Origin of the sequence: Alcaligenes nematophilus (assembly GCF_026344155.1) — a bacterium.
In the GTDB taxonomy this organism is placed as follows: Bacteria; Pseudomonadota; Gammaproteobacteria; order Burkholderiales; family Burkholderiaceae_B; genus Alcaligenes; species Alcaligenes phenolicus.
On the sequence record NZ_JAPKMZ010000007.1, the window covers coordinates 42,069 to 59,005 of the forward strand.

At 54.6% G+C, this 16,937-nt stretch carries 11 protein-coding genes; 6 read left to right on the forward strand and 5 right to left on the reverse strand.

Translation table 11 applies throughout. The features are described 5' to 3' along the window. Position 1 precedes the first annotated feature (1 nt). From OSH04_RS17375 to OSH04_RS17385, 3 genes are all read left to right on the forward strand, one after another. Complete coding sequence (locus OSH04_RS17375) at positions 2-1,456, forward strand: ABC transporter permease (RefSeq protein WP_266108937.1); 1,455 nt, start codon at positions 2-4, stop codon at positions 1,454-1,456. Continuing rightward, positions 1,453-3,138, forward strand: a complete 1,686-nt coding sequence (locus tag OSH04_RS17380) for an ABC transporter ATP-binding protein (RefSeq protein ID WP_266108938.1) — start codon at positions 1,453-1,455, stop codon at positions 3,136-3,138. Before OSH04_RS17375 ends, OSH04_RS17380 begins: the two co-directional genes overlap by 4 nt. Positions 3,139-3,225: 87 nt before the next feature. After that, positions 3,226-3,702 (forward strand): DUF1178 family protein, encoded by a 477-nt coding sequence (locus OSH04_RS17385; RefSeq protein ID WP_026484274.1) that lies wholly within the window; start codon positions 3,226-3,228, stop codon positions 3,700-3,702. Here OSH04_RS17385 and OSH04_RS17390 read toward each other — a convergent pair. After that, complete coding sequence (locus tag OSH04_RS17390; protein WP_266108939.1) at positions 3,653-5,530, reverse strand: sigma-54-dependent Fis family transcriptional regulator; 1,878 nt, start codon at positions 5,528-5,530, stop codon at positions 3,653-3,655. The genes OSH04_RS17385 and OSH04_RS17390 overlap by 50 nt on opposite strands. Before the next feature lie 242 nt (positions 5,531-5,772). On the opposite strand from OSH04_RS17390, the gene exaC reads away from it, so the two are divergent. Together exaC and OSH04_RS17400 are read left to right on the forward strand one after the other, a co-directional pair. After that, positions 5,773-7,299, forward strand: a complete 1,527-nt coding sequence (exaC, locus tag OSH04_RS17395; protein WP_035270842.1) for an acetaldehyde dehydrogenase ExaC — start codon at positions 5,773-5,775, stop codon at positions 7,297-7,299. A gap of 135 nt (positions 7,300-7,434) precedes the next feature. Then, positions 7,435-8,583, forward strand: coding sequence for an iron-containing alcohol dehydrogenase (locus OSH04_RS17400; protein WP_266108940.1), 1,149 nt, complete (start codon positions 7,435-7,437; stop codon positions 8,581-8,583). Between the two features lie 224 nt (positions 8,584-8,807). On the opposite strand, the gene OSH04_RS17405 is transcribed toward OSH04_RS17400, so the two are convergent. The 4 genes from OSH04_RS17405 to OSH04_RS17420 form a co-directional block, all read right to left on the reverse strand. After that, entirely contained in the window at positions 8,808-11,915 is a 3,108-nt protein-coding gene (locus tag OSH04_RS17405) for an HD domain-containing protein (RefSeq protein ID WP_266108941.1), read from the reverse strand. 238 nt (positions 11,916-12,153) lie between these two features. Then, a complete protein-coding gene (locus tag OSH04_RS17410) occupies positions 12,154-12,984 on the reverse strand; it encodes an SDR family NAD(P)-dependent oxidoreductase (RefSeq protein WP_266108942.1) in 831 nt (276 codons plus the stop codon). Between the two features lie 11 nt (positions 12,985-12,995). After that, positions 12,996-14,858, reverse strand: a complete 1,863-nt coding sequence (locus OSH04_RS17415; RefSeq protein ID WP_083054020.1) for a TRAP transporter large permease — start codon at positions 14,856-14,858, stop codon at positions 12,996-12,998. A gap of 17 nt (positions 14,859-14,875) precedes the next feature. Next, on the reverse strand, positions 14,876-15,886 hold the full coding sequence (locus OSH04_RS17420) for a TRAP transporter substrate-binding protein (RefSeq protein ID WP_266108943.1): 1,011 nt from the start codon (positions 15,884-15,886) through the stop codon (positions 14,876-14,878). A gap of 229 nt (positions 15,887-16,115) precedes the next feature. Between OSH04_RS17420 and OSH04_RS17425 the strand changes: the two genes are divergently transcribed. Further along, positions 16,116-16,916, forward strand: coding sequence for an IclR family transcriptional regulator (locus OSH04_RS17425; RefSeq protein WP_266108944.1), 801 nt, complete (start codon positions 16,116-16,118; stop codon positions 16,914-16,916). Positions 16,917-16,937 lie beyond the last annotated feature (21 nt).

Below are 16,937 nucleotides of genomic sequence, written 5' to 3' on the forward strand. Positions count from 1 at the left end.
CATGCCACAGTTCGTCTTTCTCTGGACCGATACCTTTGTGCTGGCACTGTTTCTAGCCATGGCGCTCTACACCTGGCGCGTCGTCAAGCGGCCTGCCTTGCGCTCGGCCTGGGCCAGTGTGGCACGTACGCCCTCGGCCATGTGCGCTGCTGTTTTTCTGGTCTTTTTCCTGCTGATCGGTTTACTGGACTCCATTCACTACCGGCCTTTATTGCCGGCTGCCCCTGGGCAGGAAGCCAGCACAGCCAGCTATGCCCCCGTCGCCCGCTCTGCGCTGGATGATATTCTGAAGAAAGCCGGGCTGGCCGAGGTGGAGAAAACCTATTCTGCTCCCTTGGCCCGCTTTCAACTGACCAAAGAAAGCATGCTGATAGATGGCAAGCCCGTGCGGGACTTTCCGCGTCTGGTCAATGCCGGGGTGGGTATGGATACACCTGCCGCGCATAGACACGATATTTTGCAGCTAGGCGCCAAAGGTTTGGCCTGGGGTGTGCTGGGCAGCGTGCTACTGGCTGCTCTGCTGACGCTTTGGGGGCGCAAGCAATCCATGGAGCCGGGTTGGGGCGCGGCTTGGCGTTATTGGTGGCAAGGGCAGGGTTTGGTGAATTGGCGATTGGTCTGGTTCAGTGCCTGCGTGCTGGTGATACTGCTATGCCTGGTACTGAGCCTGAGCGCGAATTACTACGTGCTGGGCACGGATCGCACGGGTAACGACATCATCTGGCAAGCCTTGAAAAGCGTGCGCACGGCTTTGGTGATTGGCACCTTGACCACCTTCGCCATGCTGCCACCTGCCATCATTCTGGGCTTGGCCGCTGGATACTTCCGGGGCTGGGTGGATGATGTCATTCAATATATTTACACCACGCTGACTTCCATCCCTGGCGTGCTGCTGATCGCCGCTTGCGTGTTGATGATGCAGGTCTATATCGACACCCATCCCGACAGCTTCGACACCGTGGCCGCTCGCGCAGATCTGCGCTTGTTCATGCTGTGCCTGATTCTGGGTTTGACCGGCTGGGCGGGCCTGTGTCGCCTGCTGCGGGCCGAGGTGTTGAAGCTGCGCGAGCTGGACTACGTTCAGGCAGCCCAAGCCTTTGGTGTCGGTCATCTGCGCATCATGTTCCGTCACCTGCTGCCTAACGTCATGCACATTGTGCTGATCACCCTGATTCTGGAGTTCTCCGGCCTGGTGCTGTACGAGGCTGTGTTGTCTTATCTGGGTATTGGTGTGGACCCCAGCATGCCATCCTTTGGGCGCATGATTGACGCCGCCCGTAGCGAGCTGTCCCGTGACCCGATCATCTGGTGGGGCCTGGCCGGGGCTTTTGTGATGATGCTGGGTTTGGTTCTGTCTGCGAACATTTTTGCCGATGCGGTGCAAACGGCGTTTGACCCTCGTACTCGTCGCTTCAAGGCTTTGCGAGTACGTCGTCCAGGAGGAGCCAAGGTATGAGCGAGCTTGAAAATGTCTCCGCCGTGAAGCCCGCTGCCACGCCTGCCGTGCTGAATATCGAGGGTCTGGAACTGCGTGTACAGTCCGATGCCGGTGTGCAAAGTGTGGTGCGTAATCTGTCTTTGGCCGTGCAGCGCGGTGAAACCTTTGCCTTGGTGGGGGAGTCCGGCTGCGGCAAAAGCATGACGGCCATGGCGATCCTGCGCCTCTTGCCCGAAGCCGCCTGGATGCAGTCCGGTCAAATTGCCTTGGACGGGTTGGAACTGCCACCTTTGCCCGAGCAGCAAATGCAGGATGTGCGCGGTAAACGCATCAGCGTGATTTTTCAGGAGCCGTCCACCAGCCTGAATCCGGTCATGTCCATTGGCCGGCAGATCAGCGAGGTGATTCGTCGTCATGGTGTGGCTCCTGCGGGGCAGGAAAGGGCAAGGGCCATCAAATGGCTGGAACGTGTCGGCATCCCCGGTGCCGCACAGCGTTACGACGACTTTCCATTCCAGTTCTCCGGCGGCCAGAAGCAACGCATCATGATTGCCATTGCCTTGGCGGCGGAACCTGATTTGCTGGTGGCTGACGAGCCAACCACCGCGCTGGATGTAACGGTTCAGGCGCAGATTCTGCAGTTGTTGGCCGATATACAGAAAGAGATGGGCCTGGCTATCTTGCTGATTACGCACGATTTGCTGCTGGTCAAACAGTATGCCGACTATGTGGCCTTGATGCGGCACGGACAAATAGTGGAAGCCGGGCTGGCAAGCCAGTTCTTTTTACGCCCTAGCCATCCTTATGCTCGTGAATTGCTCAATGCCATTCCCACTTTTGAGAAACGTGGGCGTCCCTTGTCCCGTGCCCCTGCGCCCATTGAAGCAGTCCCCCCGCGCAATAGCGGCAAAGAGCTGGTGCTGGATATTCAGGGCTTGTCTGTTTCCTATAAGCAGGCTGGCTCCTGGTGGCGACGCCTGCCTGTTATTCCCGTGGTCAAAGACTTGAGCCTGCAGCTGTACAAAGGCGAAACCCTGGCTTTGGTCGGCGAGTCGGGCTGCGGTAAAAGCACGGTCGCACGTACTTTGATGCGCTTGCTGGATCATCAGGCTCAGATCAGCGGGCAGGTGCAGATGCAGGGGCAGAACGTCTTGCAAGTGAAAGGCAAGGCCTTGCGGCAATTGCGCTCAAGCTTGCAGATCATTTTTCAGGACCCGTATGGGTCCCTGGACCCACGCATGATGGTGGGCGATATCCTCCTGGAAGGTCTGACGGCGCTGCGTCCCGAGTTGGATGCCAAGGCGCGTCGCAAACGAATTGAAACTTTAGTGGACCAAGTCGGTCTACCCAAGAACGCCCTGGATCGTTACGCGCATGAGTTCTCTGGTGGGCAACGTCAGCGCATCGCCATTGCGCGGGCTTTGGCAGTCGAACCCGCCGTTCTGATTTGCGACGAACCGACCTCGGCCCTGGACGTGTCCGTACAAGCGCAGATTCTGGATTTGATGCGTGAGTTACAAATGGAACTGGGTCTGGCTTATTTGTTCATTACCCATAATTTCGGGGTTGTGGAGTATCTGGCCGATCGAATTGCTATCATGGCCAAGGGACGCATCGTGGAGCAGGGCAGCGCACAGCACGTTCTGTTCCATCCGCAGGAAGAGTTGACGCAGCGTCTACTGGCCGCTGTTCCCCGTTAAGCCGCGCCACATGCCGGACGTGCCATATTTAGTCCGGCACTTCTATGTCACAATACGGCGGTCTGTCCGCCCATTGATAAACACATTATGAGTCTGAAGGTTTTTGATCTTGAATGCGAACACGGCCATGTGTTCGAGGGTTGGTTTAGCTCACGCGAAAGTTACGATGAGCAGATCAGTCGTGGGCTTTTGTGTTGCCCCGTCTGCGACAGCCACGAGGTCAAACGCAAACTTTCGGCTCCACGTATCAATGTAGGTGCGCAGGAAAGCCTTGGCGCTCCTGCCAGTGCTCCAGTTCCGCCTCCCTTGCCTTCAACCATGCCTACCGAAGCGCAAATGCGGGCGATTCAAGGTCAGCTTTTACAAGAGCTGCGTTCGGTGATACGCAAGTCAGACAATGTGGGCACCCAGTTTGCCCAGGAAGCACGCCGCATGCACGAGGGCGACATTGAGCCGCGCGCAATCCGTGGTCAGGCCACGGTGCAGGAGTATCAGGAACTGGCCGACGACGGCATTATTGCCATGCCGATTCCGGACTTTTTGGATGATGACCGCCTGCAGTAAATAACTGCGACATTTCTTTCAGCCTGCGGTGCAAGGTACTGCGATGCAGTCCCAAGGCGCGCGCCGCTTGTGAAATATTTCCCTGATGCTGTTTCAAAGCCTGCTGCACGGCAGCGTATTCCTGTTCCTTCAGGGTTTGTGGCTTGGGGGAGTCAAGGGAGCTGGTTTCCGTACTGCTCCGGACCTCCGGGATGGCAGGCTCTTGGACCAGCACCGGGTGTTCTGCATTCAAGCATGGCAAGGCAGGCAGGTCCTGGGCCAACCAGAGCCGCCCCGGAGAATCTTGCACAATGATTTGCAGCAGCACCGATCGCAACTGGCGGTAATTGCCTGGCCAGTCGTAGTCCTGCAGTATTTGCAGGGCTTCGGGATGTAGCTGGGGCGCAGCTTGGCCTTGTGCCAGAATAGCCAGTTCTTTGGAAATGTAGTCGCCCAGATCGTTGCGTTCCCTAAGGCTGGGGACTGTGCAGATATAGTCTTGCAGTCGGAAGTACAGGTCGGCACGGAAGCGGCCATCACGCACCAGTTTTTCCAGCGGTTGATGGCTGGCGCTGATCAGCTGGAAGTCCAGCCTGTGTGTGCGTTCCGAGCCCAGTGCCTGCACCTCGCGCTCTTGTAGAACCCGTAGCAGACGGCTTTGCAAGCCTACAGGCATATCGCCAATCTCATCCAGAAACAGCACACCGCCATGGGCCTGACGCAATTTGCCTGCATAGCCCTGACGGCGTGCACCTGTAAACGCACCGGCTTCATAACCAAACAGCTCGGCTTCGATCAGGGTTTCGGGCAGGGCGGCGCAGTTAATCGCCACAAAAGGACCGGATTGCGATTTGTGACGACGATGCAGCTCACGCGCCATGCGCTCCTTGCCCGAGCCGCTAGGACCGCTGAGCAAGATGGACAAGCCCATCTGCATGGCGCGCAAAGCCGGCTCCAAAGCTTTTTCCTGTTGAGGGGACAGTTGTGTAGTTTCTGCCGTCTCAGTCCGAGCCTGTACCGCGCGGGCTGGAGCCGGGGTTTTAGCTGCTGTGCTCAGGTGCAGTGTCAGAGGTCGACTCGTGCTTTTCGCCTGTTCCAGTACCGAACTTAAGTCCTGGCCGGGTAGCTCCTGCCAGTCCTGGCGCAACATGCGGGCGGCCAACTCATCGGCCGCCACAATGGTGTCGTCCTCCAGAACCAGTCGACCACTAAAAGCACTATTGAGCAGACTGGGGTCTGTATGCAGATGCAGCAGGCGGCGCGATGGCGTGCACAGTGACTCCAGCATCTGGCGGCTGATCTGGCGGGCGTACAGCTGCGCCAAATCCAGCGCGTAGTGATGTTCCAGCTCCGAAGGGCCGGAAATATCCAGCACTCCAATAATCTGGCCGTAAGGGTCGTAAATGGGGGCGGCATGGCAGCTAAGAATCCGGTTGTCAGGCAGATAGTGCTGGCTGCCGTGAATCTTGATGGGCTGTGCGCAGACCAGAGCTGTACCAATAGCATTGGTGCCGCGATGGTTCTCCGCCCAACTCACACCCGCACGCAAGGCAACCTGTTCGGCCCGCTGCAGAAAGTGTGGGTCCCCCGCCTGTTGCAACACCGTGCCTTGTGCGTCGCACAATAAAACCAGACTGCGATGCGGGTGCACCAGCGCCGCCAGATCCTGTACCGCTGCCGAGGAGTGATGCAACAAGTGATGCTGTTGTTCCAGCAACTGTCGCAGCGCACCTTGGCTCATGTCCCGAGGTTCCGCGCTTAACTCCGACTCCATCGTCTGACAGCGCTCCCAGGACTGACGCCACATGGTTTCGTTGGTCTGCGGGCAAAACGAGTGTAGAGAAGTCATGAGTGTGCTCCGGGAGGGGTGTCGCATTCTGCGACAGTGCTCGCGTTTTGCGACAGTAGTTGTCGCAGCCTGCGACTGGAGGTCGTTCCATTATGGAGGCGGGCGAGCTCAGGATCGAGTCGGGACAATCGCTAGCTAGTTTGGCACGTTATTTGCTTTAGTTAAATCAGGATAAAGGCACCCCTAACCTTTCCCTGCGGTGCACGTCTTGTGGCACCGAACTAAATCAATAAGGAGACATCATGAATCTGTCCGATCTCAAATCCATGGGCCTGGATCTGGAATTCCCTTTCAAATCCCGTTACGACAACTACATTGGTGGACGTTGGGTGCCGCCGGTCGAAGGCGAGTATTTTGATAACGTCTCGCCCGTCACCGGGCAGGTGTTTTGCCAGGTAGCCCGCTCGGGTGCAGCGGACATTGACCTGGCTCTGGACGCCGCGCACAAGGTGCGCCACCAGTGGGCCAATACCCCGCCTGCCGAGCGCTCCGCCGTCTTGCTGCGCATTGCTGACCGTATCGAACAAAACCTGGAACGTCTGGCGGTTGCCGAAACGATCGACAACGGCAAACCCATCCGTGAAACCCGCGCGGCTGACTTGCCTTTGGCCGTCGACCATTTCCGCTACTTTGCCGGTTGCCTGCGCGCCCAAGAGGGCAGCATCTCGGATGTGGACAGTACCACGGTCGCTTACCACTTCCACGAGCCTATCGGCGTGGTCGGCCAGATCATCCCCTGGAACTTCCCGCTGCTGATGGCCGCCTGGAAACTGGCCCCTGCCCTGGCTGCCGGTTGCCCCATCGTCCTGAAGCCCGCCGAGCAAACGCCCGCTTCCATCCTGCTGCTGATGGAAATCATCGGTGACTTGCTGCCCGCTGGCGTACTGAACGTGGTCACCGGCTACGGTAAAGAAGCAGGCCATGCCTTGGCCAACTCCAAGCGCATCGCCAAAATCGCCTTCACTGGCTCCACCCCCGTCGGCCGTGAAATCCTGCACGCCGCAGCCGACCGCCTGATCCCCGCTACGGTAGAGCTGGGCGGCAAGAGCCCCAACATCTTCTTTGAAGACGTGATGCAGGCTGATGATGCCTTCCTGGACAAAGCCCTGGAAGGTTTGAGCATGTTTGCTCTGAACCAGGGCGAGATTTGCACATGTCCATCGCGTATCCTGATTCAGGAATCCATCTACGAGCGCTTTATCGAGCGTGCCGTCGAGCGAGTCAAACGTATCCAGACCGGCAACCCCCTCAACGCCGGGACAATGGTGGGCGCGCAGGTGTCCGAGAAACAGATGGAGCGCATCCTGGGCTACATCAATATCGGTCGGGAAGAGGGCGCACAAGCCTTGACTGGCGGCGAACGCAATCGTCTGGGCCAGGGTCTGGATAATGGCTACTACATCAGTCCTACCATGCTGCTGGGCAAGAACAGCATGCGCACCTTCCAGGAAGAAATCTTTGGACCAGTGGCTGCCGTCACTACCTTCAAGGACGAAGAAGAAGCCATTGCCATCGCCAACGACACCGAGTTTGGCCTGGGCGCTGGTGTCTGGAGCCGCGACGGCTCGCGTGCCTACCGCGTAGGCCGTGGCATCGAAGCTGGCCGCGTCTGGACCAACTGCTATCACCTGTACCCCGCCCACGCCGCCTTCGGTGGCTACAAGCAATCCGGCATCGGCCGCGAAACCCACAAGATGGCCCTCAATAACTACCAGCAAACCAAGTGCCTGCTGGTCAGCTACAGCCCGAACGCCCTGGGTTTCTTCTGATCCTTTGATCTATTCGTAGTGTTGTAAGACCTCCCCCCATGCAATATGGGGGGATGCCCTTCTTGCGCGCTTGCTATGTGTTTATCCCAGAGGGCCGCAAGGAATCTCTTCGATCATCCATAAGGAATACGCACAATGACAGTCTCGGAATTCTTTATCCCATCCCACAATATCCTGGGTCCTGGCGCGCTGGATCAGGCCATGCCGATTGTCGGGAAAATGGGTTTCAAAAAAGCCTTGATCATCACCGATGCCGATTTGGCCAAACTGGGTATGGCCCAATTGGTAGCCGACAAGCTGACCGCACAGGGCATCGACACCGCGATTTTTGATAAGGTGCAGCCCAATCCCACCGTAGGTAACGTCAATGCAGGCCTGGATGCCTTGAAAGCGCACGGCGCAGACCTGATCGTGTCCCTGGGTGGTGGTTCGTCGCATGACTGTGCCAAAGGCGTAGCCCTGGTCGCCAGTAACGGCGGCAAGATTGCGGACTACGAAGGCGTAGATAAATCCGCCAAGCCGCAACTGCCATTGCTGGCTATCAACACCACTGCAGGCACGGCATCGGAAATGACACGCTTCACCATCATCACCGATGAAACCCGCCACGTAAAAATGGCAATCATCGACCGCCACATCACTCCTTTCTTGTCAGTGAACGACTCCGACCTGATGGATGGGATGCCTGCATCCTTAACCGCTGCCACCGGTATGGATGCTCTGACCCATGCAGTCGAAGCCTACGTTTCCACGATCGCCACTCCTATCACCGACGCCTGTGCGGTGAAGGTGGTAGAGCTGATCGCCAAATACCTGCCTGTTGCTGTGCGCGAGCCGCATAACAAAAAAGCCCGTGAACAAATGGCCTATGCGCAGTTCCTGGCAGGGATGGCATTCAATAACGCGTCGCTGGGATATGTTCACGCAATGGCGCACCAACTGGGCGGTTTCTACGACCTGCCGCACGGTGTTTGTAATGCACTTCTATTGCCGCATGTACAGGCTTTCAATATGCAGGTGGCAGGGGAGCGTTTGAATGAAATCGGCAAGCTGCTATCGGATAACAATGCAGATCTGAAAGGCCTGGATGTCATCGCGGCGATTAAAAAGCTGGCCGATATTGTGGGGATTCCGAAGTCGCTGGAAGAACTGGGTGTGAAGCGGGAAGATTTCCCGGTTCTGGCAGATAACGCACTCAAGGATGTCTGTGGTGCGACTAATCCGATTCAGACGGATAAGAAAACGATTATGGGGATTTTTGAGGAGGCGTTTGGGGTGAGGTAGCCGTGAAGGAGGAAGAGCTGATAGCTCTTCCTTTCTTTAGGTTGAATCACGGGGTAGTAGAAAGAGCAGTGACTGCTTTCGACCCATTGCTGCCAGTTAAGCTATTTCAGGCAACTTCCGCTTTCGTAGCCGTTGGTGCCCTTCGCATTCACACGATGGGAGATAGATTTCTGATGCGCAGGAATTGTCTAAAAAAATAGATAGAAGTAATACCTGAGAGAAAACTATTCGGTAAGCGCTGTCGGCTTCAAACCCCTTGCCTGAAGCCATCTTTCAGAGAAAATCGTAGCGCCCATAACTTCGTTGTCGATCCAATTGATCAAGTCTTTGTACAACTGTTGGATCGATTCGAGGTTACTAGGGTGTTTCAGTCGTGGTGTGACCCAGTTGCATAAACGCTCGAGTTGCTCCGAAGTCGCTTCAATCGACACGCCGTTGCCATGCAATGCCCCTCTAAACAAAAAGGGAAGTAGCACATCTGTGTCGCTGGCAGCAACCAATGGAAATAAATTGCGAGCATTCAGCCTAGTATCAGGCGCAAGCACCAATCCAGCAAACCGATCACACAAATATGATTTTACGCGTTGATTGCCAAATGGATGGTTTATCATTTGAGCGAGAGCTTCTGCAAAGGCTGCATCGTCGTATGGATTAACCTTCCCGCTTGCAAAGCGAACCCTAGGAAGATGCCACTCATTTTTGATTTTCCTTTGAATGGTTCGGTTTGACGCTTCATCTGTAGCAACGATATTGCTCGACTTATTAATAATAGTTTTTTCATTGCCCAAAAATTGCAATGACCTATTTGGTTTGTTTAGCCATTCAGAAGCAATCAAGGTTAGTAAATTAAGGTTTCCATTGATTGAAACATCGTGTGGGCCTATTAAGTTTTTATTATTTAGCAGATCATTTTGTCCTAGAATCCATTCCTCTCTCTCGAAAAAAGGTTTCAAGCTTTCGCCATTTTCCCCCCATGGGAGATCGAGCCACTCGCCATCCAAATACTTCGATAGATCAATCCAAGAGCCAGCGAACTTCAGTGCCATCGACTTAAGAAAAAATGAGGTCTCCTTCCGTATATTTTCTTGGAATTCCCAGGGGGTTTCAGACTCAGATTCGTTAAATGCAGATAAATCCTCACGCACTGCAGTCTCTAAGCTTTCCAGAACGGTGGAGTGAAATTTTTCTCTGCCAGCGGCAGAAATCTTGTCACGACTGAAATTAAGCCAGCTCCCTGCAGAACCCGATAGTAAATCTATTTCAATATCAACATTCGGGAAGGAAATGTTTTTTACTTCAAAACTCTGCCCCCGGTAGAATGCCTTAATCTCCCCGAGGGAGTTGCGTCCGATCCGTGGAAAATATCGAATTCTTACTTCGGAACTCTGAGTCTGAACAAAGCGCCAACGGTTTTTTGCTTGATTTAAGCATGCTTCATCCCGCTCTCGATGAAGAGGGTAAGAACCAGATAGAGTTTGTAGCTCACCTTCAATACGAATCATCGAGTTTTCGCCAAATTCACGGACATGGTCGGCCAACTTCGCGACAGCAAAGGGAAAATTTTTATCTAAAACAGGATCGAGCGAATTAAATACTTTGAACAAGATCGAGCCATCATCGCTGAACGGCACAGACCACGTTGTAGGGAACATCTCTCTTTTAAAGCGGAGTTTGATAGTCGTTCCAATTGGCTCTGACACGTTAGGATCAAGCAGCTGTATGACAACTAGCCCCTCACGAGAGCAGGTCGGGCTATACATCGTAATTTCGAGAGTATCGTTCGTGAGCAAACTTTTTGTTTTCAATGAAATTTGATCACAAAGCATAAAGATACTTTGTAAGCCGATGCCAAAGACACCCGATGGCTTCATCCACTCAGGCATGGTATTAATTTCTCGTCGACGAGCCTTATTGCGATGAGATCCGCCTATTTGAAGCATGTGCTGAAGATCATTGAGGCTGATTCCCGTACCAGTATCTTGAATTGTTAAGGTCCAGCATGACATCTCGCCAGCATCGGTAACATCTTCTTCTGACTCGGCCAGTGACACCTTAATCGTTGCATTCGCCAAAAGCCCTTGTACAGCCTCTTCATCTGGAGACTTCCAAGAGTTATTTCCGAGCGTAGCTCGGTGGGTCATCCAGATCCTCAGCAGAGTTGCATCCACTGAGTTTTGAAGCAGCTCCCGAATGCAGGCGTACTCGCTCTCATAAAGATTGTTGCCCTGCAGTAATTCAATGGCCTTCTGCGTATCAAGAGTGAAGGCTGGGCGCTCGCCATTTTTGAGGATCTTAAGATTGCCTGCGAGTCGAACTGAAACCGGCCCCAGCATAGGCAACAAACCTAATTCCCGATTGGGCACGATATCACGCCATCGAGACATCTGCGCCTGCATTTCCTCTTTGAGCCACCCGAACCAACGGAAAGCCTCCAGATAACCGTCGACAGTTTGGCATTCTGCCTCTATTGAAATCCGTTCCTGGTCAATCCGAAGGTGCCGTATTGCAGCATGCTTATCCTCATGTGCCATGCTTAAGGCGGGGCGATCCTCTCCTGCAATACCCTGCATAACGGGACAGAACCTGTTGTCATCGAGATCCAGCAGATCACCAAGACGCAGCAGACATGCCACGAACCGTGGGTGACAGTCATCACGCCCCATGCCCGCTTCGCGGAATGAGAGCCCTTCTGCGCCGACCAGCGTTTCGAACGATGCACCATGCATACTGCAAATTCGACCTAGGACACCAAAAAGACGGGCTGGAATTAATTCTGTTCGTGGCGAACTAAGTCCTACACTGGAATAGGGCGTATTTATTATCTGTTCTGCTCGAGCAGGATGCTTTAGGCGAAACCATTCAGCCATCAGTTCACGAAATCGTGTCACTGAGACTAGAGGGGTTTCATTGAAGAAAATTTGAAATGAACTTGATTTCTCATTGAGAGCGAGTGCAATGGTGTGTAGTTCGTGATGTGGCTGCGACACGAAAGTTTGCAAAAAGCCATCAAAATCCGGATCAGACAGTGCTTCTTCAAAATCTCGCTGCGGAACAACCATTCCGATATCGTGCCAATAGGCGGCCTCTAATAATAACCAAATATCAGTTGCTGTTAGCAACGCTAGATTATTTCCTAGCAAGCGTTCGATATTGACCAGAATTTGCCGACTATGCGATTCGTCATGTCTACTGTAGTGGGGGAAAAGATTGCCAACTGTTTGCAAAGCTTTTGGAATCAATTTTCGATCAAAGTCCCATTGGCTGAACAGCAATTGGAGTGATGAATCGCTCTCTGATTTATTCTTCAAATGCTCGGTTAACAAGTCGGCCATCTGGCAGTCCTCTTATCTTTAAAATTTTCTGTATCAGTCGCAACATCTAGTGGGTCTATGTAACGCTAATGTGCGTATTTCCATGATATATGTGCTTTCGGCCGGAACAATCTTTGCATTTTTGAAGAGGACATTTGCAATCTGCCTGACCTTCCATTTGCGGCCACTCATTGGACGACAGCTTCTGGTCGATTGCGGACTGTTGTGAAGTATATGTCTACCGCTCGGAACTAACCGTTCACCTCATCCCCGGCATAGCACAAGAATGCCCTCCATCCACCGGCAGACAAACCCCGGTAATAAACCCCGCCGCATCCGAAGCCAAAAACACCGCTGCATTCGCAATATCCCACGGTGTTCCCGTCCTCTTCATCGGCACCGCATTAGCCCGCTGCTCCTTGATATGTTCAATCGAGTCATACTGAGCAGCAATCTGCTGATAAACCAGCGGCGTATCAATCACCCCTGGCAAAATGGCATTCGCCCTGATTCCTTTATCAGCAAACTCCAATGCCGTAGCAACAGTAGCCTGATTCAGCGCAGCCTTAGACGCGTAATAGGCGAAGTAAGAGTAGCCACTCCAACGGATTGAAGCCAGGGAAGATATATTAGTAATCACTCCCGAACCTTGTTTCAGAAAGTGCGGTAATACTGCGCGAGTGGTGCGAAGAATAGAGCCGACGTTAATATCCATGGTCCGCTGAAAAAGTGCATCGTCTATATCTAGTGGGCCACCAGCGGGTGCAATGCCCACGTTGTTATGCAGGACATCGATTTTTCCGAAATGCTCTATAGCTAAGGCCACTGTTTTTTCTACTATCTCGGTATCACAAACATCTGCCTCCAAAGCCAGCGCTTCCCCGCCTTCCCCAAGAATATGATCCGCGCTGCGTTTAGCCGCTGCCAAATCCTTATCCACGCAAACCACCTGTGCCCCGGCCCTGGCATAAGCCACCGCCGCCGCTTTCCCGTTATTCCAATCCTCTAAAGGCGCGCCCGCCCCAAAAACCAATACGGTTTTGCCTTGCAAGCTTTGCGTAAAAACGGCGGGGTTGTGCTGCTGTGTCATAGCCATATCTCTTACAGAAAACCAATCGAAATCCAGGGGAAGGCGACTACAAAGACCAGGCCAATCAGCAGGGCCAGCATATAGCCCCAGATCGGTCGGATGCCTTCATCCGGGTTGACGCGGGCGATGGCGCAGGCGGTGTAGTAACCGACGCCGAAGGGTGGCGCGAACAGGCCCAGACCCATGGAAAGAATCACGATCATGGCGTAGTGCACGTCATGCACTTCCATGACTCGGGCGATGGGAAACAGCAGCGGGCCAAAGAGCACGATGGCGGGGATGCCTTCGAGCAGGCTGCCCAGGATGATGAAGGCAATTACCGACACGATCAGGAAGCCCATGCGACCACCGGGCAGGGTTTGCATGAACTGGGCCAGCTCGCGGGAGAAGCCGGATTGGGTCAAGGCCCAGGCCATGCCGGACGCTGCACCGATGATGATCAGGATGGCTCCCGACAGCACAGCGGTATCTACCAGCATGGGGTAGAGCTTGCGCCAGTCGAATTGGCGGTAAATGACCAGGCCCGCGATCATGGCGTAGACGATGCCGATGGTGGAGACTTCGGTTGCCGTGGCCACGCCTTTAACAACGGCAGCGCGGATGACGAAGGGCAGGGCCAGTGCAGGCAGGGCGATCAGAAAGAGCTTCAGGGCTTCTTTGGCGGGTGTGCGCTGAATGTTGGACAAGTCTTCGTGGCGATTGCGCCAGCCTACGACTACACACAGACCGATGCCCAGCACCAAGGCGGGCAACATACCGCCGGTAAACAGGGCGGCAATAGAGACACTGGCAACCGAGCCAATCGTGATCAGCACAATGGAAGGTGGGATGGTTTCTGTTTGCGCGCCAGTTGCGGATAGCAGGGCGACCAGTTCGCCTTCCTTGGCGCCGCGCTTGGTCATTTCCGGGAACAGCGCGGGTGCGATGGCGGCCATATCAGCCGCTTTGGAGCCGGAGATGCCGGACACCAGATACATGGCACCAATCAGCACATAAGACAGGCCACCTTTTACATGACCTAACAGGCTGGCCAGAAACTGCACCATGGCACGTGCCATGCCGGTCATCTCCAGCAGCAGGCCCAGGAAAATAAAGGTGGGGATGGCCAGCAGCATCAGATGCGACATGCCCTCGTCCATGCGACCAACCAGGGTCATGACGGGAACGCGGGTGGTCAGGGCCAGATAGCCCAGTGTGGCCAGGGCAAAGGTAAAGGCAATAGGTACACTGGTCAGGACGCTGACGCCCACAATCAGTACAAAGAAGATCACCAGGTTCAGGTAGCCCAGCCCTTGCAGGTAAGGCTTGATCAGCCAGACCACTAAAGCCAGAGCCAATACGCTCAAGACAGCCCAAATGGCTTTAGGCTGGCGTATTACTTCCGCCATCTTACCCAGACCAAAGATCAGCGCCAGCCCGAAACCGACCGGCAAGGCCGAGGCACGCCAGGCGTTGGAGATTTCCAGGGCAGAGGTGGTGATGAAGGCCTCTTCCATCGCAAAATCAATCGCCGGGTACAGGATCAGGGCGAAGAACAGTGTGGTGGCGGTGATAGCAAAAGCGGTAAAGAAGGGCTCCCATTCACTGCCCAGGCGCGAAACCACGGCGGTCATGCGCATATGGGAAAAGCGATAGGTGGCCAGGGCGGCCCCAAAGGTGGTCAGCCACAGGAAGAGAATGCCGCCCAGCTCGTCGGACCAGGTCAGTGGTGCGTGCAATACATAGCGCGACACCACGCCCGAGAGCAAGAGAACAATGACTAAGGCCAGCAGAATCGCACTGATAAAGGCCGTCGCTTTAAACAAGCAAGTTTCAAATTTCTGCCACAGCGGTGGCTGTTCCTGTATCTGCAGGTTCTGACTGTCATTTGTCATTGTGCTGTTCCCCTGGCTTATAAACTACCGACGACGGATTCCAATTGCTCCCAACCTGCTGCCGGGAACTTCTTCTTCCATTCGGCATAGAAACCGGCATCAATCAGACGCTGCTTGAAGGCGGCGGTATCGGCCTGGACGAATTGCATGCCTTTGCTTTCCAGATCGCTTTGCAATTGCTCGGATAGGGCCAGCAAGTCGGCACGTTCCTGTACGGCGCTCTGGTTCAGGTTCTTGCGCACAATTTCCTGAATGTCCTCGGGCAGGCCGTCGAAGTTGCGGCGGTTGGCCAGCAGCCAGAAACCATCCCACATATGGTTGGTCATGGCGCAGTACTGCTGCACTTCGTACAGCTTCAGGGTGGAAATCACGGCCAGCGGGTTTTCCTGGGCATCGACAATCTTGGTCTGCAAGGAGGAGTACAGCTCGTTGGCGTTGATGGTGGCCGGAGCAGCACCCAAGGAGCTGAACAGCGAGGTCCACATGGAGGAGGGCGGAACGCGAATCTTCATGCCGCTGATGTCAGCCGGAGTGGCGGCGGCGCGGCCCGAGCTGGTGATCTGGCGATAGCCGTTGTCCCAGATTTGTTCAAAGGCAAACAGGGAGCGGGTTTTGGCGATCTCGGCACGAATGAACTCGCCCAGACCGCCATCCATGGCTTTCCAGACCTGGTCGTAATCTTTGAACGCAAAGCCCAGGCCGCTGATGGCGCTGGAGGGAACCAGGGTAGAGAGCACCACACCGGACAAGCACAGGAAATCAATAGCGCCCGAGCGGATCTGGCTCATCACATCGGTCTGCGAACCCAATTGGTCCGAGGGGAAGATGCGCAGGTCAAAGCGCCCATTCGTTTGTTCCCGAATGCGGTCTGCGGCTTCAACCATGCGGACATGTAAGGGGTGATGGGTGGGCACGCTGTGCGCAATGCGATACTCGAATTCGGCAGCTTGAGCAGATTTGGAAAAGCTCAATGCCCAGGGCAGGGTGCTGCTGGCAGCAACTGTTTTCAGAAATGTGCGACGCTTCATTTTTTAATCTCCTGTGGGGTCCATTTAATGGACCTATAGATTTATGTAAGCTGACCTGCTGCATTACAAGACAGGCCTGAAATTAGGACAACCTAGTATTTTTACCTACAGGATTTACGTAAATATTTAATATACTGCCCAAAATACTTCGCTAAAGGGCGGTTCACGTATTCCAATCTGAATCACTAAGTGGTCCAATATGCGGACCTATATTATCAAGAGTGTGAAAATGGATTCCAAAGAGAGCCCAGAGTCGATTTCTTCCAGCCAAACCCTGGATAGGGCCGTGCAAGTCATGCAGGTGGTCGTAGGCCTGCGTAACCAGGGCATAGGCTTGAGTGATGTCGTGAAAAAGGTTGAGCTGACCAAGCCCACCACCCGTCGCCTGTTATTGGCTTTGATGGGCAATGGCTTGATTGAGCAGGACCAGGTATCGCGCAAATATTTTCCCGGCCCCGAGCTGTATTCCTTGGGGTTGATGGCAGCGCATCGTTTTGGCATTCAGCGCATTGCCGAACGCAGCTTGGCGCGTATTGCCAAGGTGTCGGGCGACAGCGCGCTGCTCAGCGTGCAGCGCGGCTATGAAACCGTCTGTCTGGCTCGCGAGGAAGGGCATCATCCCTTGCGCTCGCATGTGTTGCAGCCGGGGGATCGCCACCCCTTGGGTTGTGGCGCCAGTGGGATTGCATTTCTGGCGGCCATGACGGATGAGCAGATTGGCGAAGCGCTGGAGGCCAATGCCGAGCGCCTGCGCCAGTACCCCCAGTTGAGCACCGACATTCTGTGGGATCTGGTGGCCGAGACGCGTGAGCAAGGCTATGCCTTTAACCGTGGTTTTATTTTTGAAGGTTCCTGGGGGGTGGCGGTTTGCGTTTCTCATCCCACCAGTGGCATGCCGGCTTCTCTGGCCATCGCCAGTGTAGAGAGCCGCTTGCGCAACAAGCGACATGAGGAGCTGGTGGCGCTTTTGTTGGAAGAGAAGGCGTACATCGAGTCTTTGAAGATTGGGGAACAAGTTACGGGCCCTTGAGCAGCTATTTCAGCTTTTCAG

What these genes read in the sequence shown, in the direction of transcription:
- OSH04_RS17385 (WP_026484274.1), top strand. Translation starts at nt 3,226, where the DNA reads ATGAGTCTGAAGGTTTTTGATCTTGAATGCGAACACGGCCATGTGTTC.
- OSH04_RS17410 (WP_266108942.1), bottom strand. Translation starts at nt 12,984, where the DNA reads ATGACACAGCAGCACAACCCCGCCGTTTTTACGCAAAGCTTGCAAGGC.
- OSH04_RS17425 (WP_266108944.1), top strand. Translation starts at nt 16,116, where the DNA reads ATGGATTCCAAAGAGAGCCCAGAGTCGATTTCTTCCAGCCAAACCCTG.
- OSH04_RS17420 (WP_266108943.1), bottom strand. Translation starts at nt 15,886, where the DNA reads ATGAAGCGTCGCACATTTCTGAAAACAGTTGCTGCCAGCAGCACCCTG.
- OSH04_RS17400 (WP_266108940.1), top strand. Translation starts at nt 7,435, where the DNA reads ATGACAGTCTCGGAATTCTTTATCCCATCCCACAATATCCTGGGTCCT.
- OSH04_RS17390 (WP_266108939.1), bottom strand. Translation starts at nt 5,530, where the DNA reads ATGACTTCTCTACACTCGTTTTGCCCGCAGACCAACGAAACCATGTGG.
- exaC (WP_035270842.1), top strand. Translation starts at nt 5,773, where the DNA reads ATGAATCTGTCCGATCTCAAATCCATGGGCCTGGATCTGGAATTCCCT.
- OSH04_RS17405 (WP_266108941.1), bottom strand. Translation starts at nt 11,915, where the DNA reads ATGGCCGACTTGTTAACCGAGCATTTGAAGAATAAATCAGAGAGCGAT.
- OSH04_RS17415 (WP_083054020.1), bottom strand. Translation starts at nt 14,858, where the DNA reads ATGACAAATGACAGTCAGAACCTGCAGATACAGGAACAGCCACCGCTG.
- OSH04_RS17380 (WP_266108938.1), top strand. Translation starts at nt 1,453, where the DNA reads ATGAGCGAGCTTGAAAATGTCTCCGCCGTGAAGCCCGCTGCCACGCCT.
- OSH04_RS17375 (WP_266108937.1), top strand. Translation starts at nt 2, where the DNA reads ATGCCACAGTTCGTCTTTCTCTGGACCGATACCTTTGTGCTGGCACTG.